The organism is Buttiauxella cochleicola, from assembly GCF_021282435.1.
GTDB lineage: Bacteria > Pseudomonadota > Gammaproteobacteria > Enterobacterales > Enterobacteriaceae > Buttiauxella > Buttiauxella massiliensis.
Genome location: NZ_JAJSOT010000010.1, coordinates 32,724 through 59,408 on the forward strand (window position 1 = coordinate 32,724; position 26,685 = coordinate 59,408).

At 49.3% G+C, this 26,685-nt stretch carries 22 protein-coding genes; 4 read left to right on the forward strand and 18 right to left on the reverse strand.

Going from position 1 to position 26,685, the window contains the following annotated elements:
- Both LVQ77_RS19420 and tar read right to left on the reverse strand, forming a co-directional pair.
- Window positions 1-1,605: a methyl-accepting chemotaxis protein gene (locus LVQ77_RS19420; RefSeq protein WP_232864796.1), complete on the reverse strand. Its 1,605-nt coding sequence runs from the start codon at window positions 1,603-1,605 to the stop codon at window positions 1-3.
- Window positions 1,606-1,647: 42 nt separating this feature from the next.
- Window positions 1,648-3,309: a methyl-accepting chemotaxis protein II gene (gene tar / locus LVQ77_RS19425; protein ID WP_232864795.1), complete on the reverse strand. Its 1,662-nt coding sequence runs from the start codon at window positions 3,307-3,309 to the stop codon at window positions 1,648-1,650.
- A 350-nt stretch (window positions 3,310-3,659) separates the two neighbouring features.
- On the opposite strand from tar, the gene LVQ77_RS19430 reads away from it, so the two are divergent.
- Window positions 3,660-4,922, forward strand: a complete 1,263-nt coding sequence (locus LVQ77_RS19430) for a dicarboxylate/amino acid:cation symporter (protein ID WP_232864794.1) — start codon at window positions 3,660-3,662, stop codon at window positions 4,920-4,922.
- Window positions 4,923-5,002: 80 nt separating this feature from the next.
- Here LVQ77_RS19430 and cheW read toward each other — a convergent pair whose 3' ends face one another.
- The 6 genes from cheW to flhD all read right to left on the reverse strand — a co-directional run bounded on the left by cheW (window position 5,003) and on the right by flhD (window position 10,424).
- Window positions 5,003-5,503 (reverse strand): chemotaxis protein CheW, encoded by a 501-nt coding sequence (gene cheW / locus LVQ77_RS19435; RefSeq protein ID WP_034455088.1) that lies wholly within the window; start codon window positions 5,501-5,503, stop codon window positions 5,003-5,005.
- Window positions 5,504-5,532: 29 nt separating this feature from the next.
- Window positions 5,533-7,533, reverse strand: coding sequence for a chemotaxis protein CheA (gene cheA / locus LVQ77_RS19440; protein ID WP_232905318.1), 2,001 nt, complete (start codon window positions 7,531-7,533; stop codon window positions 5,533-5,535).
- A gap of 10 nt (window positions 7,534-7,543) precedes the next feature.
- Complete coding sequence (gene motB / locus LVQ77_RS19445) at window positions 7,544-8,473, reverse strand: flagellar motor protein MotB (protein ID WP_232905275.1); 930 nt, start codon at window positions 8,471-8,473, stop codon at window positions 7,544-7,546.
- Complete coding sequence (gene motA, locus LVQ77_RS19450; RefSeq protein ID WP_151994693.1) at window positions 8,470-9,363, reverse strand: flagellar motor stator protein MotA; 894 nt, start codon at window positions 9,361-9,363, stop codon at window positions 8,470-8,472. The genes motB and motA overlap by 4 nt, the downstream gene beginning before the upstream one ends.
- Before the next feature lie 127 nt (window positions 9,364-9,490).
- Window positions 9,491-10,069 carry a flagellar transcriptional regulator FlhC gene (flhC, locus tag LVQ77_RS19455; RefSeq protein WP_151994694.1) on the reverse strand — a complete coding sequence of 193 codons (579 nt, stop codon included), beginning with the start codon at window positions 10,067-10,069 and terminating at the stop codon, window positions 9,491-9,493.
- Between the two features lie 4 nt (window positions 10,070-10,073).
- Window positions 10,074-10,424 (reverse strand): flagellar transcriptional regulator FlhD, encoded by a 351-nt coding sequence (gene flhD, locus LVQ77_RS19460; RefSeq protein ID WP_034455083.1) that lies wholly within the window; start codon window positions 10,422-10,424, stop codon window positions 10,074-10,076.
- Between the two features lie 806 nt (window positions 10,425-11,230).
- Here flhD and uspC point away from each other — a divergent pair.
- Complete coding sequence (gene uspC, locus LVQ77_RS19465; protein WP_232905276.1) at window positions 11,231-11,653, forward strand: universal stress protein UspC; 423 nt, start codon at window positions 11,231-11,233, stop codon at window positions 11,651-11,653.
- A gap of 296 nt (window positions 11,654-11,949) precedes the next feature.
- Here uspC and otsA read toward each other — a convergent pair whose 3' ends face one another.
- The 10 genes from otsA to LVQ77_RS19515 all read right to left on the reverse strand — a co-directional run bounded on the left by otsA (window position 11,950) and on the right by LVQ77_RS19515 (window position 24,682).
- Window positions 11,950-13,374, reverse strand: a complete 1,425-nt coding sequence (gene otsA, locus LVQ77_RS19470) for an alpha,alpha-trehalose-phosphate synthase (RefSeq protein ID WP_232905277.1) — start codon at window positions 13,372-13,374, stop codon at window positions 11,950-11,952.
- Entirely contained in the window at window positions 13,349-14,152 is an 804-nt protein-coding gene (otsB, locus tag LVQ77_RS19475; protein ID WP_232905278.1) for a trehalose-phosphatase, read from the reverse strand. The genes otsA and otsB overlap by 26 nt, the downstream gene beginning before the upstream one ends.
- 147 nt (window positions 14,153-14,299) lie before the next feature.
- A complete protein-coding gene (locus tag LVQ77_RS19480) occupies window positions 14,300-15,565 on the reverse strand; it encodes an HAAAP family serine/threonine permease (RefSeq protein ID WP_232864790.1) in 1,266 nt (421 codons plus the stop codon).
- A 290-nt stretch (window positions 15,566-15,855) separates the two neighbouring features.
- The gene (gene araH, locus LVQ77_RS19485; protein WP_151994699.1) at window positions 15,856-16,842 is read right to left on the reverse strand and encodes an L-arabinose ABC transporter permease AraH; all 987 of its coding nucleotides are present in this window, start codon (window positions 16,840-16,842) and stop codon (window positions 15,856-15,858) included.
- Window positions 16,843-16,856: 14 nt separating this feature from the next.
- A complete protein-coding gene (gene araG / locus LVQ77_RS19490; protein ID WP_154148610.1) occupies window positions 16,857-18,371 on the reverse strand; it encodes an L-arabinose ABC transporter ATP-binding protein AraG in 1,515 nt (504 codons plus the stop codon).
- 54 nt (window positions 18,372-18,425) lie between these two features.
- Window positions 18,426-19,415 (reverse strand): arabinose ABC transporter substrate-binding protein, encoded by a 990-nt coding sequence (locus tag LVQ77_RS19495; RefSeq protein ID WP_232864788.1) that lies wholly within the window; start codon window positions 19,413-19,415, stop codon window positions 18,426-18,428.
- Between the two features lie 332 nt (window positions 19,416-19,747).
- The gene (locus LVQ77_RS19500) at window positions 19,748-20,305 is read right to left on the reverse strand and encodes a DJ-1 family glyoxalase III (RefSeq protein ID WP_232905279.1); all 558 of its coding nucleotides are present in this window, start codon (window positions 20,303-20,305) and stop codon (window positions 19,748-19,750) included.
- Window positions 20,306-20,350: 45 nt separating this feature from the next.
- A complete protein-coding gene (locus LVQ77_RS19505; RefSeq protein WP_232905280.1) occupies window positions 20,351-21,556 on the reverse strand; it encodes a glycoside hydrolase family 88 protein in 1,206 nt (401 codons plus the stop codon).
- Window positions 21,557-21,569: 13 nt separating this feature from the next.
- Window positions 21,570-22,850 carry an oligosaccharide MFS transporter gene (locus LVQ77_RS19510; protein WP_232864786.1) on the reverse strand — a complete coding sequence of 427 codons (1,281 nt, stop codon included), beginning with the start codon at window positions 22,848-22,850 and terminating at the stop codon, window positions 21,570-21,572.
- Window positions 22,847-24,682, reverse strand: coding sequence for a DUF2264 domain-containing protein (locus tag LVQ77_RS19515; protein ID WP_232905281.1), 1,836 nt, complete (start codon window positions 24,680-24,682; stop codon window positions 22,847-22,849). The genes LVQ77_RS19510 and LVQ77_RS19515 overlap by 4 nt, the downstream gene beginning before the upstream one ends.
- A 229-nt stretch (window positions 24,683-24,911) precedes the next feature.
- Between LVQ77_RS19515 and LVQ77_RS19520 the strand changes: the two genes are divergently transcribed.
- Both LVQ77_RS19520 and LVQ77_RS19525 read left to right on the forward strand, forming a co-directional pair.
- Window positions 24,912-25,778, forward strand: coding sequence for an AraC family transcriptional regulator (locus LVQ77_RS19520; RefSeq protein WP_232905282.1), 867 nt, complete (start codon window positions 24,912-24,914; stop codon window positions 25,776-25,778).
- Window positions 25,779-26,115: 337 nt separating this feature from the next.
- On the forward strand, window positions 26,116-26,619 hold the full coding sequence (locus LVQ77_RS19525; protein ID WP_232905283.1) for a non-heme ferritin-like protein: 504 nt from the start codon (window positions 26,116-26,118) through the stop codon (window positions 26,617-26,619).
- Window positions 26,620-26,685 lie beyond the last annotated feature (66 nt).

Below are 26,685 nucleotides of genomic sequence, written 5' to 3' on the forward strand. Positions count from 1 at the left end.
TCAGGAGGTGGCGAGCACCCCGTTGGTGACTAAATCTCTGGTGACGTCTTCATTGCCGACAGTTTCCAGATTAAACACCGATACCACACCGCTAAGGTGTTCGGCCTGGTTTGCCAGAGCATCGGTTGCTGCTGCCGCTTCTTCTACCAGCGCGGCGTTTTGCTGTGTCACTTGATCCATCTGGCTTACCGCGAGTGCTACCTGCTCGATACCACGGCGCTGTTCGTCGGATGCCGAAGCAATTTCGCCCATGATGTCGTTAACCTGCGTAACCGAACGCACGATTTCCGCCATCGTCGTGGCTGCCGTATCAACCAGTTGTGAACCGTGCTGCACGCGGTCGACCGATTCTTCAATAAGCACTTTGATCTCTTTGGCAGCCTGCGCACTGCGTTGTGCCAGGTTGCGTACTTCACCGGCCACCACGGCAAACCCACGCCCTTGCTCACCGGCACGCGCAGCTTCAACGGCGGCGTTCAGAGCAAGGATGTTGGTCTGGAAGGCGATACCATCAATCACGCTGGTGATGTCGCCAATTTTCTTCGAGCTGCCCGCAATGTCGTGCATGGTGCGGGCAACGTTTGCAGCCTGTTTTCCGCCCTGTTGAGCGGTGTCTGCCGCAGTCCGGGAAAGCTGTGCAGCCTGACGTGCGTTATCGGCGTTCTGGCCCACTGTTGCGGTCAGTTGCTCCATGCTGGCGGCAGTTTCAGCAAGTGATGCGGCCTGTTGTTCAGTTCGGGAAGAGAGATCGTTGTTGCCCGCGGCAATTTCAGCGATCCCGGTGTGCATCGCTCCACTGCCCTGACGCACTTGCTGCACGGTCTCTTTCAGCGCTTGCTGCATGTTTTTCAGGCTACGGAAAATCTCGGAGATTTCGTTACGCCCATACACGCTTATCGGGCGTGCTAAATCACCCGCGGCAATGTGTTCAAAGTGGCTACGCACAATATCCAGCGGTTGCACCAGCATTCTGCTCGACCAGATAATTGAACCAATCAGCATCAGGATGGCGATCACCGTCACGCTGGCGAAAATAATCGCCGAGATCTGGTAGTTCATTTTGCTGTCAGCACTCGATGCCGCCACGGTGTCATTGATGCTCTGCTGCCAGGCGTTAAAGTAAGCGTCAAAAATATCCTGTGATTTCTGAATCGGCGCACCCAGGAAGTCAGAAAGCTGATTGCTTTCAAGCCAGGTCGCCTGATGCTGTAAATCATCGCGATAAGCGGCGTAACTCTGCTTTGTCGATACCACCATATCCTCACCTTCTTTATTTAAAGGTGGGATTTCCAGAAACTGGTTAAACAGCATGTCAGCCTGTTTCAGGCTGCCACGGGCATTTGCCATCAAGCGCTTAATGTCTTCCGGCGGGTAACTGAGCGCCGTCAGCGTACCGGCACGGCTCAAGGCAGTGCTGGCCTGTAACAAAGCCGCGCGGCTTTGCGTTAAGGTGTCACGTTGCTGGTTTCCGACTTCAACCATTTTAAGATTCTGAAAATCATCCCTGAATGCCCAAAAAGACAATCCATTACTACCAATCTGCAACACGCCGCAGACGATCAAGATTAACAACAGAGTGGTCGAAATTCGGATACGGTTGAACATCACAGCCCCTCAGCCGGCACGTCTGCCGGCCATTAATGTTTCTTAGAAAGTTTCCCAGTTATCGTCGTGCCCGCTTGTTGTCGGCTTACTCGTTTTGATAACCGGAGCTGACGATACCGTGGCGCTAACGGACGGTGTAACAGTCGGTTCAGTCGTTAAACGGAAGGCCGCAACCAGTTGACTTAGCATGCTGGCTTGCTCTTCAAGTGCGGCAGCCGCAGAGGCTGATTCCTCAACCAAAGAGGCGTTCTGCTGAGTGACGCGGTCCATTTCTGAAACCGCCAGCGCAACCTGGTCGATACCACGGCTTTGCTCATCAGAGGCGGAGGCAATTTCGCCCATGATATCGGTCACACGCGTAACGGCATTCACGATGTCACTCATGGTTTCTCCGGCGCTTTCAACCAGCACAGAGCCGGTATCCACGCGGGAAACAGAATCTTCGATCAGCCCTTTAATCTCTTTCGCCGCCTGGGCGCTACGCTGTGCAAGGTTGCGCACTTCGCCCGCAACGACGGCAAAACCACGCCCCTGTTCACCGGCGCGCGCCGCTTCTACTGCGGCGTTCAGCGCCAGAATGTTGGTCTGGAAAGCGATGCCGTCAATCACGCCGGTAATATCAGCAATTTTCTTCGATGAACCGGCGATGTCGTGCATGGTCTTCACTACACCATCCACAACTTTGCCGCCGCGCTGAGCGGTTTCGGAGGCGCTTAATGCTAATTGAGATGCCTGACGGGCGTTTTCCGCGTTCTGTTTCACGGTCGCGGTGAGCTGTTCCATGCTAGCGGCGGTTTCTTCAAGCGATGCCGCCTGCTGTTCAGTGCGGGAAGAGAGGTCGTTATTTCCGGCGGCAATTTCCGTCGCACCGCTGTAGATGGCATCAGAACCATCACGCACGCTGCCGACGGTTATGATCAGTTCTTGCTGCATATGGCGCACGCTGGAGGTCAGCTCGCTCATTTCGTTGCGCCCGGTAGAAACAATATTTTCCGTCAGATTGCCGTTGGCGATTTCACGAATATGCCCAATCACCACTGCCAGCGGTTGCAGCAGGATGCGTCGCATACCGAACCACACCAGCACAATCACCGCGAACAGCGCGAGTGCAAGCCCCGCAATCTGCCACTTGGCAAAGTTATAGTCGTGAGTGCTGGCAATATACGATTGCTCGTACATGCGGTCGTTGAGCGCAATGTAGTCGGCGTATTCTTTCTCGAGGGCGTTTTGCAGGCTTTGGGTGGACTGCGCAAAATAGGCGTCCATGTTGCCGGTTTCCAGATACCCAACCAACTCGCTCAGCGCCTGGTTGTAGTTGCGGTAATCGTCATCAATGCCCTGCACCAGCGCTTCAAGTTCTGGCGTAATCGCGGGGATTTGTTTGAAGGCGGCGTAATGTTTTTGCGCTTCAACGAGAGATTTTTTGGCGTTATTCAGCAGGTCCGTTTTTGCTGCACTTTGCCCATTGCTGGCATCCATCATCATCCGCGCCGCAGAACGGCTCAGGTTGATGCGTGTTTGCAGCATCAATTCCCAGGTGTTGGCCAGTTCTGACTGCTGAACGCGTAACTCCCTGGAAACTTTAAAGCTGTCGTTATTATGTTTGAGTGAGTTAAAAAACATTCCGCCAGAGATGAGCTGGAGCAGCGCGAACACCACCAGCACCATCATTAGCATGGTGACAACGCGAATACGGTTCAACATATAACACCCTTTTAATGATTTCTTATGGGTGTTATCGGCATGGGGTATTGAAACTTTACGTGAAACTTTGGGGTGGGTTTGTCGGGAGCGTTGCGCTTGCACGACCTACAAGAGCTTTGGTTGAGATGTCACAGAAGATGGGCGGAATAATTAATATTACTTTCGCGATTGCTATCAGATCGTTACATAAAAGACGCCATATTAACAATTGCGACAAAAAGTAAAAAATAGTTGAATCCTGCCGCGCTTTGGTTCAATTTATGGGCCGAATATATATTGGCCAATCATAAAAATTACATATGGCTCAATAAGTTAATTAATTGTTACTAATCGACGGGGTTATTACGTAATTGTCTAGTTCAAACAAACTTACGCTATTCATTCTTCTATTCATGTTTGCCGGGATCCTTTCCGGTGCTGCAATCCATGAATATGCCGCTGCTGACAACATCAAAAGCTATGCCGAAAACATCACGCTGTTTACCGACATCTTTTTACGCCTGATCAAAATGGTTATTGCTCCATTGGTCTTCAGCACCCTGACCGTGGGCATTATGAAGATGGGCGAGACGTCCACCATTGGCCGCGTGGGTGGTAAAGCAATGGTGTGGTTTGTTTCATCTTCTGTGCTTTCTATTCTGGTCGGTTTATTCATTGTTACCCTCCAGCAGCCGGGCGCTGGCATGAACCTTCAAGTGCCTGCGGGAGATGTGCAAACCGGCCTTGCTGTAAGCGGCATGAACCTGAAAGCGTTTATCTCGCACACCATTCCAACCAGCATTGCAGGTGCAATGTCGAACAACGAAATCCTGCAAATCGTCGTGTTCTCTCTGTTCTTCGGTATTGCTGGTGCGTCGCTGGGCGAGAAATTTAACACCCCGCTAGTCGCGGCTCTGGATGTGGTTTCTCACATCATGCTCAAAGTCACAGGCTATGTGATGTATGTGGCACCACTGGCTATCTTCGCGGCAATTTCTTCTGTAATTGCGACGGAAGGCCTGGGGATTTTGCTTAACTACGCATCCTTCATTGGTGGTTACTACCTCGCAATTATCCTGACGTGCATGGTGCTTGTGGGCGTTGGCTATATGGTTCTCAAGCGTGATGTTTTCCGCCTGATTGCCATGCTGAAAGACCCGGTTCTGGTCGCGTTTACTACCAGCAGCTCCGAAGCGGCTTATCCGAAAACCCTGGACCAGCTAACACGCTTTGGTTGTTCTCGTAACATTGCATCATTTGTTCTACCGATTGGTTATTCGTTCAACCTGGTCGGTTCAATGGTGTATTGCTCTTTCGCTTCTATGTTTATTGCGCAGGCTTACAACATTCACCTCACTTTCTCTGAGATTGTGGTGCTGATGCTGACATTAATGCTGGCGTCAAAAGGGATTGCAGGTGTACCGCGTTCTGCGCTGGTTGTACTGGCAGCCACCATCCCAAGCTTCAATATTCCGGTAGCAGGTATTTTACTGCTGATGGGTGTCGACCACTTCCTGGATATGGGCCGTTCTGCCATCAACGTATTGGGTAATGGCGTTGCAACAGCAATGCTGTCGAAAAATGAAGGTGAGCTGGAAGAACAAACGGAAGCAGGTGAGCGCGTAGAAGCGTAATTTTCCTGTATTTGCTGTATCTGTAAATCGAGTAGTGGCGGATGGCGTTTGCGCCAATCCGCCCTATAAAGAAGTAACTATTAAGCCACGCGCGCCGCGCTATCGACCAACGCCATCTCTTCGCTGTTAAGCAGCTTCTCAATATTCACCAGAATCAGCATGCGGTCGCCTAGTGCACCGAGACCCGTCAGATACTCAGTTGAAAGCGTCACAGCAAACTCTGGTGCCGGGCGAATTTGCTCAGCGGTCAGAGATAACACGTCTGATACACCATCTACCACAATACCCACCACGCGCTGACCAAAGTTCAGCACAATGACCACGGTGTTATCGTTATATTCCACGCCATCCTGGTCAAACTTAATACGCAGGTCGAGGATCGGGACAATCACACCACGCAGGTTAGTGACTCCCTTGATAAATGCCGGAGTATTGGCAATACGCGTGACTTGGTCGTAACCGCGAATTTCCTGCACTTTTAAAATATCGATACCGTACTCTTCATCACCAAGAGTAAAGACCAGGAACTCTTGCCCTACCGTTTCCCCGGTCAGTTTTGTCACATTGGTTAATCCACTCATTTTCTTATCCTTACTCAAAACCCGGAGAATCAGGCGGCGGTGCCGGCCATACGTTGTTCACGGTTCAAACCTTGCAGCGCAGAGACATCAACAATTAGCGCCACACTGCCATCACCGAGGATGGTTGCTGCGGAAATACCCGGCACTTTGCGATAGTTGCTTTCGAGGTTTTTCACGACCACCTGATGTTGACCTATCAGCTGATCCACCAGCAGCGCGTAGCGCCGACCTGCGCTTTGCAAAATCACCACAATGCCTTGCGTCGCTTCAGTTTTCGCACCGGCAACATCAAATACTTTCCACAATTCAACCAGCGGCAGGTATTCGCCACGTACTTCAAGTACGCGCTCACCACCGGCAAGAGGATGCAGATCATCTTCTTTCGGCTGTAGCGACTCCATCACTGCGTTGAGCGGCAGGATAAACACTTCGTCGCATACTTTTACCGACATCCCATCAAGAATGGCGAGGGTCAGCGGCAGCATAATGCGGATGGTGGTGCCAACATTGGCCTGCGATTTAATTTCAACATGACCACCCATTTCCTGGATGTTACGCTTCACCACGTCCATGCCTACACCGCGCCCGGAAACGTCCGTCACCTGCTCGGCGGTAGAGAATCCAGGAGCAAAAATCAGCATGCCGACTTCGTCGTCCGACATGTTTTCATGCACTGGCATCCCCTGCGATAACGCTTTAGCAAGAATGCGCTCACGGTTCAGGCCCGCACCATCATCAGAAACTTCAATGCAGATGTTTCCACCCTGATGTTCGGCAGAAAGAATTAAGTTACCAACTGCTGATTTCCCCGCTGCCAGGCGTTTTTCTGGAGTTTCGATGCCGTGATCGAGGCTATTACGCACCAGGTGAGTCAGTGGGTCGATAATGCGTTCAATCAGACTTTTATCCAGTTCGGTGGAGCTACCTTGCAGAGTCAGTTCAACCTGTTTATCCAGCTTACTCGCCAGATCGCGTACCAGACGCGGGAAGCGACTGAAGACATACTCCATTGGCATCATACGGATAGACATCACCGACTCTTGCAAGTCACGGGCGTTACGTTGTAACTGACCCATACTGGTAATCAGTTCGCCGTGTTCAACCGGGTCTAATTCATTGGATCGCTGTGCCAGCATCGACTGGGTAATCACCAGTTCGCCAACCAGGTTGATCAACTGATCAACCTTCTCAACCGCTACGCGAATACTGCTTGATTCGCTGACACGCGCAGGTTTGCTCTCTCTTTCCGTACGTGGCGCGACAGAAGCTACAGGTGCGGCAACCACCGGCTGAGGTGCGTTAACCGCAAGTGCCACCGGCACTTCTTCTGGCTCAACAGCAGCGGCTGGCGCACTTGCCGTTAACGGAAGAAATTCGATTTGTTCAGGCTCGATGACAAAGCAGAGCACCGCACTAATATCATCAGCGCTGACTGTCGTCTCAATAGTTGCAGTGACAGAGTTTTCACCCTTTTCCACTTCACTTAAGGTACCGAGGTTACCCAGCTCTTCGAGCAGTAAATCCAGTTCAGTGGATTTCAGCCCGGTAATCGCAATACGCAAATTGCCATCGTTTGTTGGCAGCGCTTCGATTGACTCTTTTTCTACGACGGTCAATTTTGCAGGCGGCGCAGGCATTTCGCCTTTGGCTTCCAGAGCCAGTTGGCGCAGCGCTTTGCAGATATAATCGAAACTCTCAGCGTCTGGGACCTGTGAGTTTTTATAAGCGTCCAACTGTTCCTGCATAATATCTTTGGTTTCCAAAAACAGGTTGATGATATCGGTGTTGAGGTGCATCTCACCGCGCCGGGCATCGTCGAGCAGGTTTTCCATTAAATGCGTGGTTTCCTGCAAAACGGTGAAACCGAAAGTCCCGGCGCCCCCTTTAATCGAATGTGCCGCGCGGAATATGGCATTCAGCAGTTCTGAATCTGGCGCTTCAGGAAGCAGATTCAGCAGGTGCTGTTCCATATCGGCCAGTAGCTCGTCGGCCTCGTCAAAAAATGTCTGGTAAAAATCGCTGATATCCATACTCACGCTATCACCTCGTACCGGGTTGTGGCGGTAATGTGTTCTGTGCCGGTTCCGCGGCAGCAGGTTGTTGGAGAATGCTTATTGGCTGGTTATCGCTTTCTGCGTTTTCATGCACGATGGCATCCTCAGCTTGTTTGTTGAGCACCAGCAAACTAATGCGCCGGTTAATAGCATCACCTGGTCCACGATTAGTCAGGCGCATTGTTGATGACATCCCCACTACGCGCAGGACTTTGCCGTCGATTAAACCACCGGCCATTAATTCACGCCGCGAAGCGTTGGCCCGGTCGGCAGAAAGTTCCCAGTTGCTATAACCGTGCTCGCCCATGGCATAAGGCAAGTCATCAGTGTGGCCGGATAAACTAATTTTATTTGGAAAATCATTAAGTAACGGCGCAATGCTGCGCAGAATATCGCGCATGTAAGGCTCAACTTCTGCACTGCCGTTTTTAAACATCGGGCGGTTCTGACTGTCGATTATTTGTATCCGCAGTCCCTCCTGAACCAGATCAATTTGCAGATGTGGGCGCAGCGCGCGCAGCTTAGGGTCAGCTTCAATCAGTTGATCCAGTTTGTCTCCCAGCCGCTTGAGGCGGTTGGCTTCCATCCGTTTTCTGAGATCTTCAATATTCGGCTGTTTTTTCACTTCGCCTTGTTGCTGTGTCACATCATCGCCACCGCCAGGAATTGGACTTTGGCTGTCGGCGATGCGTTGCCCACCGGTAATGGCAGCAGATAGTGGCGTACGGAAATAGTCGGCAATTTGCGCCAGTTCTTTAGGGCTGGAGATGGAAATCAGCCACATCACCAGAAAAAAAGCCATCATCGCGGTCATGAAGTCAGCGTAGGCAATTTTCCACGAACCGTGCGCGCCGCCGCCGTGGCCTTTATGCTTACGGCGTTTTACGACAATAATCGGGCGCGCGTTGTGCTTCATACTTCTTCTTCCGTGGCACGCGATTGCGCGTTCGGAGAGCGAACTGCACGAACATGTTCTTCCAGCTCAACAAAGGATGGGCGCTCGCTGGAGTAAAGGGTTTTACGGCCAAATTCGACAGCAATCGGCGGCGCATAACCATTCAGGCTTGAGAGCAATGTGACTTTTACGCACTGCATCATTTTGGTCGTTTCAGCGCTTTTTTGGCGTAAAACGGTCGCCAGCGGTGAAATAAATCCGTAGGCCAACAAAATACCGAGGAAGGTGCCGACCATTGCGTGGGCAATTAAAGAACCGAGTTCTGCTGCGGGTCTGTCGGCTGATGCCAGCGCGTGAACCACGCCCATAACTGCGGCAACAATACCGAAAGCCGGGAGTGAATCCCCCATGATGGCAAGGCTATTGGCCGGTATTTCAGCCTCACTTTCATGGGTTTCAATTTCCTCATCCATCAGCGCTTCAATTTCAAATGAGTTCATATTCCCGCTAATAATCAGGCGCAGGTAATCAATAATGAATTCCAGCATCAGAGTGTCGGCAAGAATACGCGGGTAACTGGCGAAGATTTCACTTTCTTTTGGATTTTCGATATCACGTTCGAGCGAAAACATCCCCTGTTGGCGCGACTTCGCCATCAGGCGATAAAGCAGCGCCATGAGATCCATATACATGCTTTTGGTGTATTTCGAGCGGCGAAACAGTAATGGCAACGCTTTTACCGTCGCCTTTATTGCCTTACCGTTATTACCGACGATAAAGGCCCCGATCCCCGCTCCGCCAATGATGACAAATTCAGCTGGCTGATAGAGTGCGCCAAGATGACCGCCGGTCATCATATAGCCGCCGAATACTGTCGCAATTACGACCAGATAACCTATTACAATCAGCACGAGTACATCCTTCTGCTGTTAAATGTGACGAGGAATCACAAATCAGAGGGGCAAACAGTCGGATGCGGGGCAAAAAAAAGCAGCGATAATTGCTTATCGCTGCTGGAGTGTTTACCACACCGAACTGTTAAACGGCCTGTTTGACCTGTTCATCCAGCAGTTGTGGAATAATATCGGCAGTATTCGTAGAAAGTTTACGTCTTTTTACCGCTCTCGACGGCGGCTGGCATAAACTGCAAGCAAAGCTACCTGCGGGCTGATGTGCGTGAGTAATAAAGTTACCGCCGCAGCAGTTGCAACAGTTCAATTCAAGCATGTTACTTTCAACAAAACGCACCAGTGTCCAGGCGCGAGTCAGCGCCAACAGCGGCCCGCTTTCTTGTGCCGGGCATTGCTCCAGATACAAGCGGTATGCCTTAATGACTGCATCGACACCAGTACATAATCCGGTGCGCAGCAAGAACTGCCAGGCGTTGCAAAACATAGAAGCATGAATATTCTGCTCCCACGTCATAAACCAGTCGGTAGAAAAAGGCAGCATTCCTTTCGGTGGTGGGCTACCACGGAGCTCTTTATATAGTTTGATCAGTCGGCCACGGCTTAATTGCGTTTCGCTCTCCAGCATCTGCAATCTTGCGCCGAGCGTGATTAACTCCATCGCCAGTTGTATATCACGGGCTTCCTGAACAATACTTTTTTCGCTCATTTTGTTACGCCCTTTTTTTGCGAGGTGCCTCGTCTATTGCGGAGACCTCATTTAATAAGCGGGTAGATAACAAAATGCCAGTATGAATTTGCTGTAAATCATCCACACGAGAGTCTTGTGTCAGGCGGGTAATGGTTTGGTTATCGTTAAAGCGGAATTGACAAATCAGCTGGTTAGTTTCCGCCAATTTCACCATTTGCGGCAAAGTTAATTCACTCAGGGAATTGGCCATATCCTCGGTCACTCCCAAACGAAACATTGCTGAGGCTTTGTCGCTACTAATAAGGCGCTGCGCAAGCAACAAATACGATAAATTAATATCGTAGATATGTTTCAACAACTCGGATGTATGCATTTTGTTCATCCTGAAAAACTTACTTTTATACATGCGGTATTACCGCACCCCGTGAGTCGCCGAGAAATCCCGGTTAAAATTAAAACAACCAAAAAAGACAAATTCATTTGACTGATAACACGCACTGAATCCACCGACACGAAAATGCAGTGGAGACTTCCTTGTGGGTACGTTCTTATCCGAGCTTAAATTTCTGACATTAAATTAAGATTTTTCCTAATTCCGGGCAAACTCTACTCGTAGCCCTTTAGACATACAATGCGGATGCCTGCGAATTTTGAGTTATATGTGACACAGATCACATATATTTACTTTATGACTCACCTTAAAACATCAGCAAGACTTTTCATTTGCTCATTAAACAATCAAACTCGAAATAACCGTTACGTTAATCTGGTAAAACCGTTTCGTTTGCCTAACAATCTGATGACTTACCATCAATAACGTGTCTTAAGACCTGGTTAGCTATGTGATTTATATCGCATTTTTTACCAAGCAATTTAATACGCTGTGATAATGCTTGTTTTTAGCACATTACGCCTTGAAGTTTTCTATTTCGTGTAAGAATGGCGATAAATTCTTACACCAGGATGACAACCGCAGTATCAATATAAATTAATACTAAAGTTTGATGGAAAAATGAGCTATCCAGGCACCCAGGCTGCTTCACAAGTTGTTTACATTAGAGTTATTAATCATTTTCCATGAGCAGACTCACATTTTCCATGGGTACTATTCTTGCGTAAGAATGTGAGTTGTAGTAAGGAAAATGTAAGTAATTTGTTATCAACGAGCGGGAGATTGTTATGAGTTACCAACATATATTGGTTGCTGTCGCCATCAGTCCAGAAAGCCAAATCCTGGTTGAAAAGGCGGTTTCAATCGCCCGGCCGGTGAATGGGAAAATTTCGCTGATTACACTCGCATCCGACCCCGAACTTTATAATCAATTTGCCGCACCAATGATGGAAAACCTGCGTGAATTAATGCTTGAAGAGACTCAGCTTTTTATTGATGAACTGGTTAAAAAGGCAAATTACCCTATTATAGAAACGGTTATTGCTACCGGCGAATTAAGTGAGCACATTCTGGCAATATGTAATAAGGGATCTGTGGATTTAGTGATTTGTGGTAACCACAATCAATCCTTTTTTAGCAAGATAATTTGCTCCGCGAAAGCAGTGGTAGCATCCAGTCAGGTTGATGTTTTGCTCGTTCCGCTGAGATAAGCAGTATTTAAGTTAAATTTGGCTTATATCATCAGAAGTAAGAGGGGTATTGATCTTAAAATTGATGTCACTCAAAGCTAACTTCAAAACAAAAATTCAAAAGCTTATTCGATTTTGACCTGGCTCCGGATTTAAATAGCCAAGCCTTACGGTGAAATGGCAATTTAATGATCTGGCGAGGGTTGTCAGGGGGAAGATTTCCCCCTGACACGTTCACCGTTAGCGGGTTTGCAATGCAGGTAAATCATCTATGCGAACGGAATAATCACCGTCCGGCCATAGGCGGTGGAATAGCGTCATGCCAACTTAGGAAATGTCGCCACCTTCTTTCCCATCTCAAACTCCTCATTCCGTGGAGCAACCTGCTTCAAGTCCTCTATAAACCGCTTCTGCCAGTGGTGAATATCATTTTTCTCAATCACCGACATCATTTCGCTATGGCGTGATATCCGTTCGGCTAAAGGCATAGTTAACGCGCGATCCAGGGCTGCGGCAACGTCGTCACGGTCGTAAGGATTAACAATGAGTGCGGAGGATAATTCGTTTGCGGCACCGGCGAATTTCGACAACACCAGCACACCCGGATTAGCAGGGTCCTGAGCCGCGACATACTCTTTTGCCACCAGATTCATCCCATCACGCAGTGGAGTTACTAAGCCAACATCCGCATGGCGGAATACTTTCATTACCAGCTTGCGGTCAAAATGTTGATTCAAATAGTACAGCGGTGTCCAGCCCAGCTGACCGTACTTACCATTGATGCGCCCCGCTTCAGTTTCCAACTGATGACGAATATCCTGATACGCCTGCACATCGCCACGCGAAGTGGGTGCAATTTGCGTGTAACGGATTTTCCCGTGGTGCTGGGGATAATTTTCCAGTAGCGCTTCAAAAGCGAGAAACCGTTCAGGCAATCCTTTGGAATAATCCAGTCGCTCAACCGAAAAGATGTTTTTGATACTCCCCAATTCCGCTTTAAGCTGCGCCAGCTTTGGCGGCAGCGGACCCTGAGCGCTCTTTTTGATTTCTTCTGGTTCGATACCTATCGGATACACTTCCGTGCGAAACGTATTGCCATACGCCTGATGCTGGTTTTTATCCAGGCTATCAAGCCGCGTCTGACTTGCCACACAATCCAGGAATGCCTGGCGATCGTTTTCCGTCTGAAAACCCAGTAAATCGTACTCACACAACGCTTCAAGTAACTCCTCATGCGGCGGGAGCGCGTTAAATACTTCTGGCGTTGGGAATGGAATATGTAAGAAAAAACCGATGCGGTGATTTAGCCCTTGTTTGCGACAATCTGCAGCGAAGGGCAGCAGATGGTAGTCATGTACCCATAAGACATCGTCTTTTTCCAACAATGGCTTAAGCTTGCTCGCAAGCATGGTATTAACCCGTTGATAGCCTTCCCAGGCTTCACGCTGATAATCGACCAGGTCCAGACGATAGTGAAACGCCGGCCAAAGGACAGCGTTGGAAAATTGCAGATAATAGCTTTCGTAGTCTTCTTTGCTGAGATTGAAAGAAGCCCAGGTGATGTTGCCCCGTTTAGTCTTTTGTAATGCAGCATCGGGGTCACCGACCTCTCCACTCCAGCCAAACCACAGCCCTCCGGCCGTCTTTAAAGCACCCAAAATCCCCACAGCCAAGCCACCTGCACCACCTTTCTTATCGTCCGGTGGCGCAATGCGATTAGAGACTACCACTAAGCGACTCATAATCTTCTCCCCGTAAAATATCTGACTTTTGTTGTTCTATGTGTTGCGTTAATTTGCCAAGCCAGTGATAAACCATGCGCACGTTTGCCAGTCGGAAGTTAGCAATCGTGTCGCCATTTCCCACTTTAATGGTCACCCCTCCAAGGGCGTTAACCTGTTTGAACCCTGCTTCATCTGTTAAATCATCACCAATAAAAATCGGTGTGCGGCCCGCAAATGGTGCCTCCTGCATAAATGCGCGAATAGCGGCACCTTTATCAATTCCCAAAGGTTTCAACTCCACGACACATTTCCCCGGTTGCAACGCCAGTTCAGGAAAGCGCAGTGTCATTTGCTGTGCCAATTCAAAAATAGCCTCTTCTGCTTCAGGCGCCTGGCGGTAATGCAGCGCAAAAGCCATCCCTTTAGCTTCAAGTTCAGTACCCGGAAGCTGTAAAAGCGCATTGCTTAAATGCTGATGTAATGCGGTTACTACCGGTTCAGGGAGCGTCACTACATGGGTTTTATCATTGATATCACGGCGTTCTGCCCCATGCACACCCGCGAGTGGGAAGTGAAAGGGAGTGGCGAGCTTATCTAGCTCAGTCATTGAGCGCCCTGAAATCAATGCCAACGCCCCACCACTCATGACTGACATTTTTTGCAGCAATGTGCGCACCGCAGCGGGAATATAAACCTGGTCCGGGTGCGGTTTGATTTCTGCAAGCGTGCCATCGAGGTCGAAGAAAAAGGCAAGGTTTCCTGAAAGTAGAGGCGGTACAGATGCAACTTCAGCCACCAGCGGCTCCTCCTTACATAGTTAGTATTACTACCGTAACGGTAGATTATGATTAGCCATGTAAGTATAGACAGGGTGACGGGTGTCGCAATTTTCCAGGATAAATCGCCAGGCCGCATATGGCCTGGCGTTTCGGTATGGCAGGTGTCAGAAGAAGCTTGCGATAAGTCCTGAAATAGCCACAAGACCCATAACCGTAACGAAGATATTGCTCACTTTGCCACGGAATTTCGCCAGCGCAGGAATTTTGTGGATAGCATACATCGGCATGATAAACAGGATCATCGCGATGATTGGGCCGCCCAGAGATTCGATCATGCCAAGGATGCTTGGATTAAGTGTTGCCACCAACCACAGGCTCAGCAGGAAGAACAGAGCGATAGCTTTATTCAGCTTGCGGTCATCAAAACGCTTGCCGTTGTGGCGGGCAATTTTTTTCACCAGTCCGTGCAGACCTTCACGTGCTCCCAGGTAGTGACCGAAGAAGGAGCTGGAAATTGCCAGAATTGCTACCAGTGGGCCAAAGATGGAGATCAGCGGATTATCGAATTTGTTAGCAAGGAAGCTCAGCATTGAAATATTTTGCTGTTTTGCTGCCATCAAATCTGCCGGCGTTACACTTAGCACGCAGCTGAAGACAAACAACATAACAAACGCCAGCAGAATGGTGGATGTTTTGCGCAGCGTCTGGCTGGCTTTTTCATCTGCCTGGTTGCCATATTCACGACGCTGAGACAACGCAAATGAGGAGATAGCCGGTGAGTGGTTAAAAGCAAAGACCAACACCGGAATAGTCAGCCACATAGTTGTAGTGAAATCTAGCGCAGTAGGTACTTGGGAAAGAGCGGCCGTGTTCCAGTGTGGAATCAAATATAAAGAGAGGAACAGCAGGATGCCGACTAACGGGTAAACCATCAGCTCGGTAATTTTCAGCATCACACGTTCACTCGTCAGCATCACCGCCATCAGCGCGACAATCAGCACAATCGACAAAATCACACGCGGTGGTGAAGCCATTCCCAGTTGGTTGACCATTAGCGAATCAATGGTGTTGGTGATACCAACGCCGTAAATCAACAGAATTGGGTAGATTGCGAAGAAGTACAGCAGAGTAATTAAGATGCCCGCTTTAGCTCCGAAGTGTTCTTCCACAACTTCGGTGATATCGCTGCCAGGGTTTCGTGATGATAAGACAAAACGAGCAAGCCCGCGGTGAGCAAGCCAGGTCATTGGCCCAACGATAACCGCCAGTGCCACTAACGGCCAGAATCCGCCCATCCCTGCGTTGATCGGGAGAAATAACACCCCTGCCCCAACCGCCGTACCAAAAAGGCTAAGAACCCAGGTCGTGTCAAACTTACGATTCCCGGGAACATGCACTTTACTACTGGTGTAATTAACATCACTGCTCATTGGCTCATCTCCTTGAGGCCGAATTCAGGCTGCCAACTCTACTTTAGCCGCGTGATTGTTACAGTGATTCATATCCTGGTTTGAATTAGTTTATGGCGGGAAATACTAACAATCTAATCAATATCACATTTAAACACTGGATATATTATCTGCGTAAAAATTAAACAATGTTGATGACAAAAAAAATGGTGGATGTCGCTTTCGCTAATCCACCCCCAAAAAAGAACTCACACCCTTTACCGCTACAATGTATTCCCACTACCCGAAATCAGCGCAGCAGAACCAAGCCGTTAAACCGTACGTTTTGCTTTCTGTTTGTAGCGGTCGAAGATGACAGCAGCAAGCAGAATCAAGCCACGCACCACATATTGCGAGAAAGGCGAAATGTTCAGCAGGTTCATGGCATTTTCCACGGTGCCAAGAATCAAAATCCCGGCAATCACGTAGGAAATTTTGCCAATCCCACCTTTGAGTGATACCCCACCCAACACGCAGGCTGAAATTACAATCAACTCGTAACCAATAGACGTCATTGGCTGACCACTGGTCATACGCGAAGCAAGGATAATCCCTGCTGCTGCCGACACTAATCCCGAGAGAATAAAGATGATGATTTTAGTGCGCACCACTGGCACACCCGCCAGACGTGCCGCTTCTTCGTTGCCACCAATCGCCAATGTGTTACGGCCAAAGGTTGTTTTGTTGAGCAGGAAACCAAAGATTATCAGACACGCAACTGTCAGCCAGATCGGTGCAGGCAGCCCTAACCAGTTGGCATAACCCAGGGCAAAGAAGCGTTCATCCTCGATGCCCACCGCTTTACCATCAGAAATGATGTATGCGAGGCCGCGTACAATTTGCATGGTGGCAAGCGTGGTGATAAGTGCGTTGATTTTTAGTTTTGCAATAACAAAACCGTTCACCAGGCCGCATAACACACCGAGCAACAGCCCTGCCGCCACACCAATCCACAGGCTTTCTGTCATGTTGATGACTACCGCCGTGGTGACCCCGGCACATGCAATCACCGACGCAACGGACAAATCGAAATCACCAGATGCCAGGCAGAACAACATGCCACAAGCCACCATTCCCGACATTGAGATGGCAAGCCCTAATCCCTTCATATTCACGAAAGAAGAGAAATTCGGTACAAAAATAGCACAGGCAATAAATAGAACGGCGAACACCACCAGCATGCCGTAGTTATCCCAGATACGCCCAAGACTCAGGGACGACTTCTTATTGCTGTCACCTGATGTAGTTAATGCAGACATTTTTATCTCCTTACTCATGCGGCAGACGCACTGGTTTTTGGCATTGCCAGACTTAATGCTTGTTGCTCATTGGTTTCGCCATGCAGCAATTCACCGGCTATTTCCCCTTCGCGCATCACGATAATGCGGTCCGCAAGGCCAAGCACTTCGGGCAGATCGCTTGATGCAAACAGCACAGCTACACCTTGTGCAGCAAGGGCATAAATCACGTTATAGATTTCGTGTTTTGCCCCGACATCAATGCCGCGCGTTGGCTCATCAAGTAAAATCACTTTCATCTCCTCCGACAGCCAGCGCCCTAAAATCGCTTTTTGCTGGTTGCCACCGGAGAGGTTCATGATCAGCTGCTCAGCTGAAGGAGTTTTAATGTTCAGCGAACGGATATGCGAGGCGGCATTGTCTGTTTCCCAGCGGTTGTTTATCAGACAACCGGCGCTAATATGCTTACGCCGCGCACTAATATTGATATTGTCACGCACCGAATGCACCGGAATAATGCCGTCAGCTTTGCGGTCTTCCGGGCACAGCATCATGCCGGCACGAATCGCATCAGCTGGCTTATTAATATTGATAACTTCGCCATCAATAAATACTTTGCCATCGGTGATGCGCGTACCACCAAACATGCCTTTCATCAGTTCACTCCGACCGGCACCGACCAGACCAAACAGACCGACAATTTCACCACTACGCACTGAAAGCGAAATAGGTGTTCGTACACCAGGGGCTTTTACACCATCAAGGCGTAAACGCTCAGCCCCATGTTCACGAGGTTTCCAGCCATAGACATCACCAAGATCGCGCCCGACCATCGCCTGCACCAGCGAGTCATGACTGACTTGCTTCATATCATCAAAGGTGCGCACGTAGCGCCCGTCTTTAAACACGGTGATGGCATCACTGAGCGCAAAGATTTCCTCCATACGATGCGAGACGTAGAGGATCACGCGGCCTTCGGCGCGTAACTCACGGATGACGCGAAACAGGTTGTCGATTTCACGACGAGAGAGAGAACTGGTCGGCTCATCAAAGGCGATCACTTTCGCATTACGCGCCAGTGCCTTAGCAATTTCGACCATCTGCCATTGGCCGATGGATAAATATTTGAGTGGCGTGCTCGGGTCGATATCCAGCCCAAGATGCTCAAGCTGTAATTTTGCTTCGTAATTCAGTAGAGAGCGGTTAACGAACCCCGCTTTATGGGGTAGCTGTCCGAGGTAAATATTCTCTGCCACCGACATTTCCGGCACCAGATGAAGCTCCTGATAAATAATCGCGACTCCGGCATTAAGCGCCGCTGGAGTGTCGGCAAAAGCCACTTCTTCACCGCGCAGGGCAATACAGCCTTGAGTTGGAGCATAATTGCCACTCAAAATTTTCAGCAGCGTTGATTTCCCTGCGCCATTCTCCCCCATTAGTGCGTGAACTTGCCCGGCATAGCAGTCGAAACTGATGTCCTGTAAGGCTTTCACGCCGGGGAAAGTTTTGCCTATACCACGAAAAGAGAGATACGGTGTCTCATGTTGCATGACATACCCCAATGTTGAAGGGCGGATGGGCATAAACCTCATCCGCCAAAGAGATTACTTACCGCCGAGGCCTTTTTTAGCCAGCTCTTCTTTAAAGTTATCGCGAGTGATCAGCACCACGTCGGTAACTTCAGTGAACTTCGGTGGCTCTGCACCTTTGGTGACCCAGTTGTAGAGCATTTCGCTACTTTTATAGCCGTGTACATCCGGGCTTGGGAGCAAAGATCCGTAGAAACCAGTGGCATTAGCTTTCGACAGTTCACTTACGGCATCCACACCATTAATACCTACACCAATAACATCCGGCGCTTTAAAGCCCTGCCCTTCAGTGGCACGCACGCCACCCAGCACGGTGTTGTCGTTCATGCCAACAATTAGCCAGTGTTTCACTTCAGGGTGTTGAACCAACATGGAGTTAGCGGCATCGAAAGCCCCAGGGATGTCGTTAGATTTGGTCGGTACTTTGTAGATTTGTTTTTCTGGGAAACCAGCTGCTTTCAGAGCTTCCATTGAACCAGAAGTACGGCGGCGGGCAGTATCGAGCTCGTCAGACGTAATCGCCATAACTGCGGATTCTTTCACGTCCCAACCGCGTTTTTGCATCTCTTTGTAGAGCTCTTGCCCCTGGCGTTCACCGATTTTGGTCGCCGCCATCATCACTAATGGCACGGTGTCCATTGGCTTGCCTTTCGCGTTGACGAACTGGTCATCAACGGCAATGACTTTCATGTCGTAGCTTTTGGCTTTCGCCACAATTGCCGAACCCAGTTTTGGATCCGGAGTACAAATCACAAAGCCTTTCGCGCCGCTGGCGGCCAGGCTATCGATAGCATTAAGGGTTTTTTCACCGTCAGGAACGGCAATTTTAATCACTTCAAAGCCAAGATCTTTCCCGGCTTTATCAGCAAATTTCCATTCGGTCTGGAACCATGGTTCTTCTGGTTGTTTCACCAGGAAACCCAGCTTCATTGTTTCTGCGATAGCGGATTGTGACATAATTGCAGCAATGCCAATTGCCGCTAGCGCTTTAGTAAATTTGTGCATGGTATTCTCCAGCTCGATTTTATTTTCTGTAGGGTAAGGTTTAGTTAAAACAAGCCATTAGCCGTATGAGCTTTTTGCTTCTGGGCTGGAGATAGTTGTAGCGGGAAATTAATAGTCCATAAGAGAGCGCAATCACATGGCAGAAATACAGTTAGACCGTGCATGTATTCAGCAATAAAAGACATAAAAATAGGGGTTTATGTCGGACAAATGAAATATGCGTTAGCAGGTTTATCCATAAATTCAGCGCTAAGGTGGATAAGCTGATTTATCTGAATAAAGATTGAGGAAGACGGGTAAGTATTGCGCTCACCCGCCGGTCTTTCTGATCATTACCATTGATAATAGATATGTTCCGCGTGATCACGCGCAGGGGCTTCGTCGCCTTCAAGGCGCGCGGCAATGGTCAGGGCAAAATCGAATACTTTTCCCAACCCTCTGCCGCTTATCAAATTGCCATCTTCGACTACGTCAGCATCAACATATTCACCATCCGTCACCTGCTGCCACAAATCCCCAGAACAGACGTAGCGGCGACCTTTAAGCAAACCGTTACCACCCAGGACGCGTGCCGCAGCAGAGCAAATCGGGCAGATTAACTTGCCAAGATCGTCATGACGGCGCACGAAAGCAATCACGTTAGCGCTTTGGGCCAGAAAGACACTGCCGTCTGGGCCGCCAGGCAGCACAACGGTATCGAATGTTTCATCAAAACATTCACTCAGCGTAGCGTCTGCCACCATCGGAATATCGTGGTAACTCACCACCGCACGGGTATCGACGCAAGAAAGTGTGCACACCTCTATTTTAAGGCGACGCAGAATATCAATAGTAACAATGGCTTCGGCTTCTTCAAAACCTGGTGCCAGCAAAACTGCAACGGTTTTCATCATCACTCTCCATGTTGCCCCCGCAATATGACGGGGGCGATAAACTTACCAGTAGAGACTCCACACCTGGCGCACACGTGCCAGCGCTTCCAGGTAGAAATAGTCTCCCCAACTGCAACATTCATCCACCCCTTTGCCGCTCGCCATGTGGTAGACCGAGTGTTTCAGCAGACCTTCACATGGCTCATCGTCACGCGCCAGATAGTTATCGGTCAGCGACTGGATAATACGCAGCGCCATCTCTTCGTAGTGGGCGCGATGTTCGTCCAGCACCGGCAGTACTTTCACCAGTTCCAGCAATCCACAAGCGGTGATCGCCGCGGCTGAACTGTCGCGCACCGCATCGGTGCCCAGCAACGCCAGATCCCAGTGGCACACGTCATCTTCCGGGAGGCGGTTGATAAAGTAATGCGCCAGGCTGCGGGTGAGATCCACCATGCTTTTGTCGCCGGTATACAAATACGTGAGCAAGAAACCGTAGATGCCCCACGCCTGCCCGCGCGACCAGCATGAGCTGTCGCTGTAACCCTGATGCGTATTGCCAAACCGCGGCTCGCCGGTTTTTACATCCATATAGTAAGTATGGAATGTAGAAGCATCCGGGCGAACAATGTACTTCGCCGCCTGTTCCGCGTGTGCCGTAGCGGCCTGCGCGTAGCGTTCGTCGCCCGTTTGCTGGCTTGCCCAATAAAGCAGCGGAAGGTTCATATTACAGTCAATAATCATCCTTCCCTGTTGTTCTGGATCATTCAAATCGCCCCACGCCTGAATGATTTTTGCCACCGGGTTAAAACGCTCCATCAGAATATCCGCCGCTTGCAGCGCGGTCTGGCGGGCGGTTTCATTGCCGGTTAAACGCCAGGCGTTGACGCACGACAGCGTGTAAAGGAAACCCAAATCGTGGGTCGCGGTTTCGATGCGCTTGTCTAAACGCTGTTTAAAAGAAGGCAGATAACGCTCTGCCGCCTGGCGATATTTTTCATCGCCGGTCATCTCCCATGCCAGCCACAGTTGCCCAGGCCAGAAACTGGTGGTCCACTCATTATTCTCCGAAGGTTTCCATTTGCCGCCTTCGCAGGCTTCGTTAGGGAATTTGTCTCCTACGGCAACAATGGTCTTATCCAGCTTTTTAGTGACACTTTGCAAAGCCGCATCCAGCTTGCGTTTCAGGGCCAGGCGGTCTACTTGATGCAATTCAATAGGGCGCAGTGGCTCGGTCACAACTTTTTCAGTGACTACAGAACGGGTCATAACGTCTCCTTAATTAATGTTTTACCGGTTCGACCGGTGAAGTGTCTAAAGCGGGTGAGAATGTCTGAGATTCAGCGCGTTTTGACTGGCAACGCGAGAGTGTGAAAGCGGAAATCAGGGTGAAGACCAGCGCGCAGCAGCCCATCATTAAGTAGGTGTGTGCGAAGCCGATTTTGTCGTACAGATAGCCTGCAGGCGGTGCCACTACTACCGAGCCGACATAAATCATCGCCTGATAACCCAGCAGATACATGGTGGCGTTAACCTTCTGGTGGAAATGCTCGGCGATGTACTTGAACACGGAGATCAGCAGCAGGGCAATTTCGACGCCGTAGAACGGTTTGATAATGGAAATCACCAGCGGATCGGTGGTCAGGCCGGACGCTATCAGGCGCAAACCGACGACGCAGCCGCAGAGCAACAACCCTTTTTTGGCACCGTAATGGTTTACCAGCACCGGGATGAACATCATCATCACGAATTCCATGCCGGACTGCAGCGTGCTGAGGTAGCCGTACCAGGCGTTGCCCTGCTCTTTGGTATCGAAGAAAGAGACGAAGTAGCGTGGGAATTGCTGTTCAGCAACAAACATCATCCATGCCACGCCTGCGACATACAGGCTGAACATCCAGAACTTACGGTTTTTCAGCAGCATCAGAACATCGGAAAAGACGATTTTATTCGCTGAAATCACATTGTTATTGCGCAGTTGTTCATCGCCAATTTTCAGGCTGATCAGCACCAGCAACATCAATACGGAGGTCGTGCTGCTGACAAGGAAGTTTGCTAGCGGCGTGTAGTTGAACAGCAGGCCGGAAACCGACGCCGCCATTGCCCAACCGAGCGATCCCCACATGCGAATGCGCCCAAATTCCAGACCATACAATCGGCTAAATCGGTCGGCATAAGATTCAGAAGCCGCAACACCTGCGTACCAGCCGAGGCTCAGGTAAAAAGCACCGATCACAATACCAATCGTGGTATGCGTCAGCAGCAACGGTTGATACACCGTGACAAAGAACGGGGCCATGAAGGCCGAGATAGCGCAGACAAAATAGAGCAGCCACTTGCTCATACCAATTTTGTCCATGATGTAGCCGTAGACCGGCTTCATCACCACGGCGAACACGCCGTTAATCGCAAAAACGCTGCCGATGGTAATGCTGTCTAATCCCACTTTTTGGCTCAACCACAGGGCATATAACCCGAAGCTTGAGGACCAGGTGAAAAAGTAGAGAAAGATAAACGTGCTCATTTTTATTTGAGCGGTACGCGTTGGTGTTGAACTATTCATTCATGGTTCTCCAGAAACAAGACGTGTTTTTGGTGGTGGCCCATCACCAGGCGTACAGCGCGCTGGCTGATAATGGCTTGCGGGCAAGCGTGTTCATCAAAGCCGTCGCAATCCCCTGCCCAAACGGCGCTGATTAAGAGATGCGTTCCTGCGTTTAATTCACCGCGCAGCAGCGGAATGGCAGCGCGTTCGGCGAACAATAAGTTGCTGTTTGGTGGAGTTAAAACCTGCTCCCCGTTCCGCGGTTGCGGGCTTAAACAGGTGATAGCGCTGGTATCGGTAGCCGTTTTGAGAACGCTGTTTGCAAGCGTCAGATCGGCGTGCGGCAGCGGGCGATTGGGCAAACTAAAACCGCCTTCGGCACAGTCCAAATCACGCGAGGTTTTGATGTGATGCACCCGTACCTGCCAGTCGCCAAGCGGCACCAGCCAGGTGTCGATAATGACGTCATTCCACGGCTGCCAGCGGCTATAAATCATGCCGTCGGCGGTGGTGACGTGCTGGCATTCGCGACGTCCACGCCAATAGTTATCTTTCTCGGATAGCAGCAACATCGAGTCAGGTGCCGCATGGTTCAGCCCGTAGCGCCCGCGTTCAATGGTGAAACCGTAACGTGTGGAATAGGCAAATTTGCAGTATTTAGCTTCGGTATTAACGAAGTTATTTAGCTCAAGCTGCCCGGATGTCAGCATCCATAAGTGGTTATCCTGATGAACCAGAATTTGCGCAGCGTGGGGAATGCTGTGCGGCGTTTCCCGCTCAGGTAATGGCATTTCTTCTGCTTGCCAGAAGGCATCTTGTTCGCTCAGCGCCAGCACCAGCATGGTTTTGAGCCCCCAGTAAGGAGAACCCGGCGCGTTGTAATCTTCCGCCATAATCAGGTTGGGATAGCTGTAGCCAACACTCAGCACACCGTCGCGATCAAACAACGGTTGTTGTAACCACCAGCGCAAATGACGCAACACAATTCCTTTCACTACACCGGGTTCGTAGACATCCAGACCGGCAAATGCAGCAGCACTCCAGAATGCGGCCTGCGCAAAGCGATAAGTCAGGCTGCGACCAAAAGGAATAGCTGCACCATCGTCGGCAAAGAAATGGATGAAATCTGCGGCAAAGAGTGTTGCGCGTTGGCGTAGTTTTTTGCAGCGCTGCGGGTCAACATCGGCCATTAATTTGGAATAGATAAGCCCGTAGAAATGGAAGCCCATCGAAATATAGTAATCACGTGGGCGACCTGGGCCATCGGAATACCAGCCGTCGCCGAGGTAATAATGCTCCATGGCGGCGAAATGCTTTTCCAACGTATCGGCATTGTTCGGCATCCCGCAGTGGTGGAAACCGACCTGCACCAGAATCGGGAAGAAATGCCAGTTGTTATCCGGGATATCGTGGTTTTCGCTCTGCTTCAGCCATTGCCAGAGATTGTGTTTCTCCTGTTCGTTAAAGTGCGCCAGCAGCGGTTTATGCGCCACCGCCAGCATTAATCCGTAGGCCGCCATTTCCACAATGCGCTGATCGTAAGGAGCCACTTCGCCCCAATATTCTGCGTGGTCAGGATTAGTACCGTTTTTTATTGCCTGGATATAAAAAGAGAGTTGCTCCGGCTCGTACCCTCCCGCCAAAAGTGGCGTCACGCCCCATAACAAGCGCGAGAAAGTTTCCATATTGGCAATTTTTTGCCCGTAATGGGCAGTGAAATTTGCCAGGTCGACACCACTGGCCTCTTTTTTAAAGAATGGCGAAACGGCATTCAATAATTCATTCACCAGTTTATGCAGATCATCCCTGCATTTTAGAGGGTTGTTCAGGGTAATATGTTCAGGTTGCACAATGTCCTCCCGCCAGACACGAGAATAATCTAAGTTATTGTTATTCATAATTTGTGCACGCTAGTTCAGCGCGTTGAGGCAAAGAGTAGTCGCTTTTATTCCTGGCTCAGAGTGAGCGGCATCACAAAAATAAACCGTTATTTCATTTTCACTGGATTTTTCAATTTGCGAGGGCAATAAATTACAAATCATGGCGTAAAAATTTAAATTTGTTGTCCTGGAGGGGAAAATGAGTGAACCACAATTGATGGAGAGAATTACACTCGACAGCCAGGTTATCTCATTTCACCGCCTGCGAGCGTCCAGCGCCAGGTACTATCACTGGCACCAATGCGTTGAGTTTCTCTATATTTCAAAAGGCTACGGCATCGTTGTGGTGGACAATCAGCATTACACCGCAAGGCCCGGACGACTTTTTATCTTCCCACCTTTTCGGCTACACAAGGTACATGTCGATGCCGATGACAAAAACCAGTATCACCGCACAACCATGCACATTGAACACTCTTCTGTTATCAGTACTTTGCATGGCTTTCCACGCCAGCAGGCTCAATTTTCAGCCCTCGCCGCAAGTAACGTCCCGGCACAAATTTACGATTTAAGTGAGCAGGCCGATTATATGGAAGTGATTCTCGAGCAGTTCGACAAACTCGACCCCACGGAGCACTCCACCGCCAGCGACGTTGCGTTTATGGTGATGCAAATTATGGCCTTCCTGCCCGCTCAACCGCAGCTATTTATCCCACAACAACAGACTGTTGCATCACGCATCATGCAGTGGGTTGAGAGTAACTACAGTGCGAAGTTTTCACTGGATGAGCTGGCGCAATCCATTGGCTTATCACGCAGCTATACTTCGCGGATTTTTCGTCAACAAACCGGTGGCAGTATTCATGAGTATTTGCTAACGCGGCGCATAAAGAAAAGTTGTGATCTATTGCGCACTTCACCATTAAGCATTGAAGCTATCGCTCAGGAGGTAGGGTTTATAGAAGTTACCTACTTCATCACCTGTTTTAAAAAAATGATGGCCCAGACACCATTGCAGTATCGTAAACGGTCACGAGCTCATTCAACTGAAGAGATTAAAATATGATCTGACACAATAAACCACCTCATAACGGGTTAATTATTCAGTGATGAATCACAGTTTTGGTCATTTCACTTAAATTATTTAAAATAGACAAACCAGGAGATATTTATTTAATTAGTATTTTTTAATATTTCCTGTTGAATAACTTTGTAAATAAGAATGAAACGCCAGAATCAACTGTTTTATTGATAACACTAAAGAGGTATTATTTTTTACAACGCAGTCAGGATGCGGACTCACAGGACATGGATACAATCTTTTTTATCTATATACCCGTCATATTTCATGTAATACAAAATTCTAATCCTAACCGATGTTCCGGCTAAATAAGGAAATTATCATGGCAACTTCCGGCATGGTTCAAAGTCTCAACTTACAGATAAATCGTGATTTTTATTCCTCAAATCTGTATTTACAGTTGAGTAACTGGTGTTCAGAAAAGAGTTTAACGGGCACGGCGAATTTTTTAAGAAACCAGGCTCAATGTAATGTTACGCAGATGATGCGTATATTTAACTTTATGAAACAAGCGGGCGGCACTCCCATTGTAGGGACGATTGAAACCCCACAAAGCGAATGTGACTCTTTGGAAGCTCTATTTGAAAAAACGGTTGAAGATTATCAGCAGCGCTGCGCCACACTGACTAAATTGACCGCTGAAGCAACAGCATTGAAAGATTATTCAACCCTCACGTTCCTGAAAACTATGGATCAGGAACAACAAGACGAAGGCCTGTTGCTCAACACCATTCTTGATGAAGTACGCAGTGCTCATAAAGCCGGATTGTGTATGAGCCAAACAGATGAGCACCTGACAAATTTAGTCAATCATCAACAGCACTAAGTCTCATTATGTCGGGTAATACAACGTTTATTACCCGAGCGAAAAAAATGTTGCTCCCGCTAATCC

What these genes read in the sequence shown, in the direction of transcription:
- LVQ77_RS19420 (WP_232864796.1), bottom strand. Translation starts at nt 1,605, where the DNA reads ATGTTCAACCGTATCCGAATTTCGACCACTCTGTTGTTAATCTTGATC.
- tar (WP_232864795.1), bottom strand. Translation starts at nt 3,309, where the DNA reads ATGTTGAACCGTATTCGCGTTGTCACCATGCTAATGATGGTGCTGGTG.
- cheW (WP_034455088.1), bottom strand. Translation starts at nt 5,503, where the DNA reads ATGAGTGGATTAACCAATGTGACAAAACTGACCGGGGAAACGGTAGGG.
- cheA (WP_232905318.1), bottom strand. Translation starts at nt 7,533, where the DNA reads ATGGATATCAGCGATTTTTACCAGACATTTTTTGACGAGGCCGACGAG.
- motB (WP_232905275.1), bottom strand. Translation starts at nt 8,473, where the DNA reads ATGAAGCACAACGCGCGCCCGATTATTGTCGTAAAACGCCGTAAGCAT.
- flhC (WP_151994694.1), bottom strand. Translation starts at nt 10,069, where the DNA reads ATGAGCGAAAAAAGTATTGTTCAGGAAGCCCGTGATATACAACTGGCG.
- flhD (WP_034455083.1), bottom strand. Translation starts at nt 10,424, where the DNA reads ATGCATACATCCGAGTTGTTGAAACATATCTACGATATTAATTTATCG.
- uspC (WP_232905276.1), top strand. Translation starts at nt 11,231, where the DNA reads ATGAGTTACCAACATATATTGGTTGCTGTCGCCATCAGTCCAGAAAGC.
- otsA (WP_232905277.1), bottom strand. Translation starts at nt 13,374, where the DNA reads ATGAGTCGCTTAGTGGTAGTCTCTAATCGCATTGCGCCACCGGACGAT.
- LVQ77_RS19480 (WP_232864790.1), bottom strand. Translation starts at nt 15,565, where the DNA reads ATGAGCAGTGATGTTAATTACACCAGTAGTAAAGTGCATGTTCCCGGG.
- araH (WP_151994699.1), bottom strand. Translation starts at nt 16,842, where the DNA reads ATGTCTGCATTAACTACATCAGGTGACAGCAATAAGAAGTCGTCCCTG.
- araG (WP_154148610.1), bottom strand. Translation starts at nt 18,371, where the DNA reads ATGCAACATGAGACACCGTATCTCTCTTTTCGTGGTATAGGCAAAACT.
- LVQ77_RS19495 (WP_232864788.1), bottom strand. Translation starts at nt 19,415, where the DNA reads ATGCACAAATTTACTAAAGCGCTAGCGGCAATTGGCATTGCTGCAATT.
- LVQ77_RS19500 (WP_232905279.1), bottom strand. Translation starts at nt 20,305, where the DNA reads ATGAAAACCGTTGCAGTTTTGCTGGCACCAGGTTTTGAAGAAGCCGAA.
- LVQ77_RS19505 (WP_232905280.1), bottom strand. Translation starts at nt 21,556, where the DNA reads ATGACCCGTTCTGTAGTCACTGAAAAAGTTGTGACCGAGCCACTGCGC.
- LVQ77_RS19510 (WP_232864786.1), bottom strand. Translation starts at nt 22,850, where the DNA reads ATGAATAGTTCAACACCAACGCGTACCGCTCAAATAAAAATGAGCACG.
- LVQ77_RS19520 (WP_232905282.1), top strand. Translation starts at nt 24,912, where the DNA reads ATGAGTGAACCACAATTGATGGAGAGAATTACACTCGACAGCCAGGTT.
- LVQ77_RS19525 (WP_232905283.1), top strand. Translation starts at nt 26,116, where the DNA reads ATGGCAACTTCCGGCATGGTTCAAAGTCTCAACTTACAGATAAATCGT.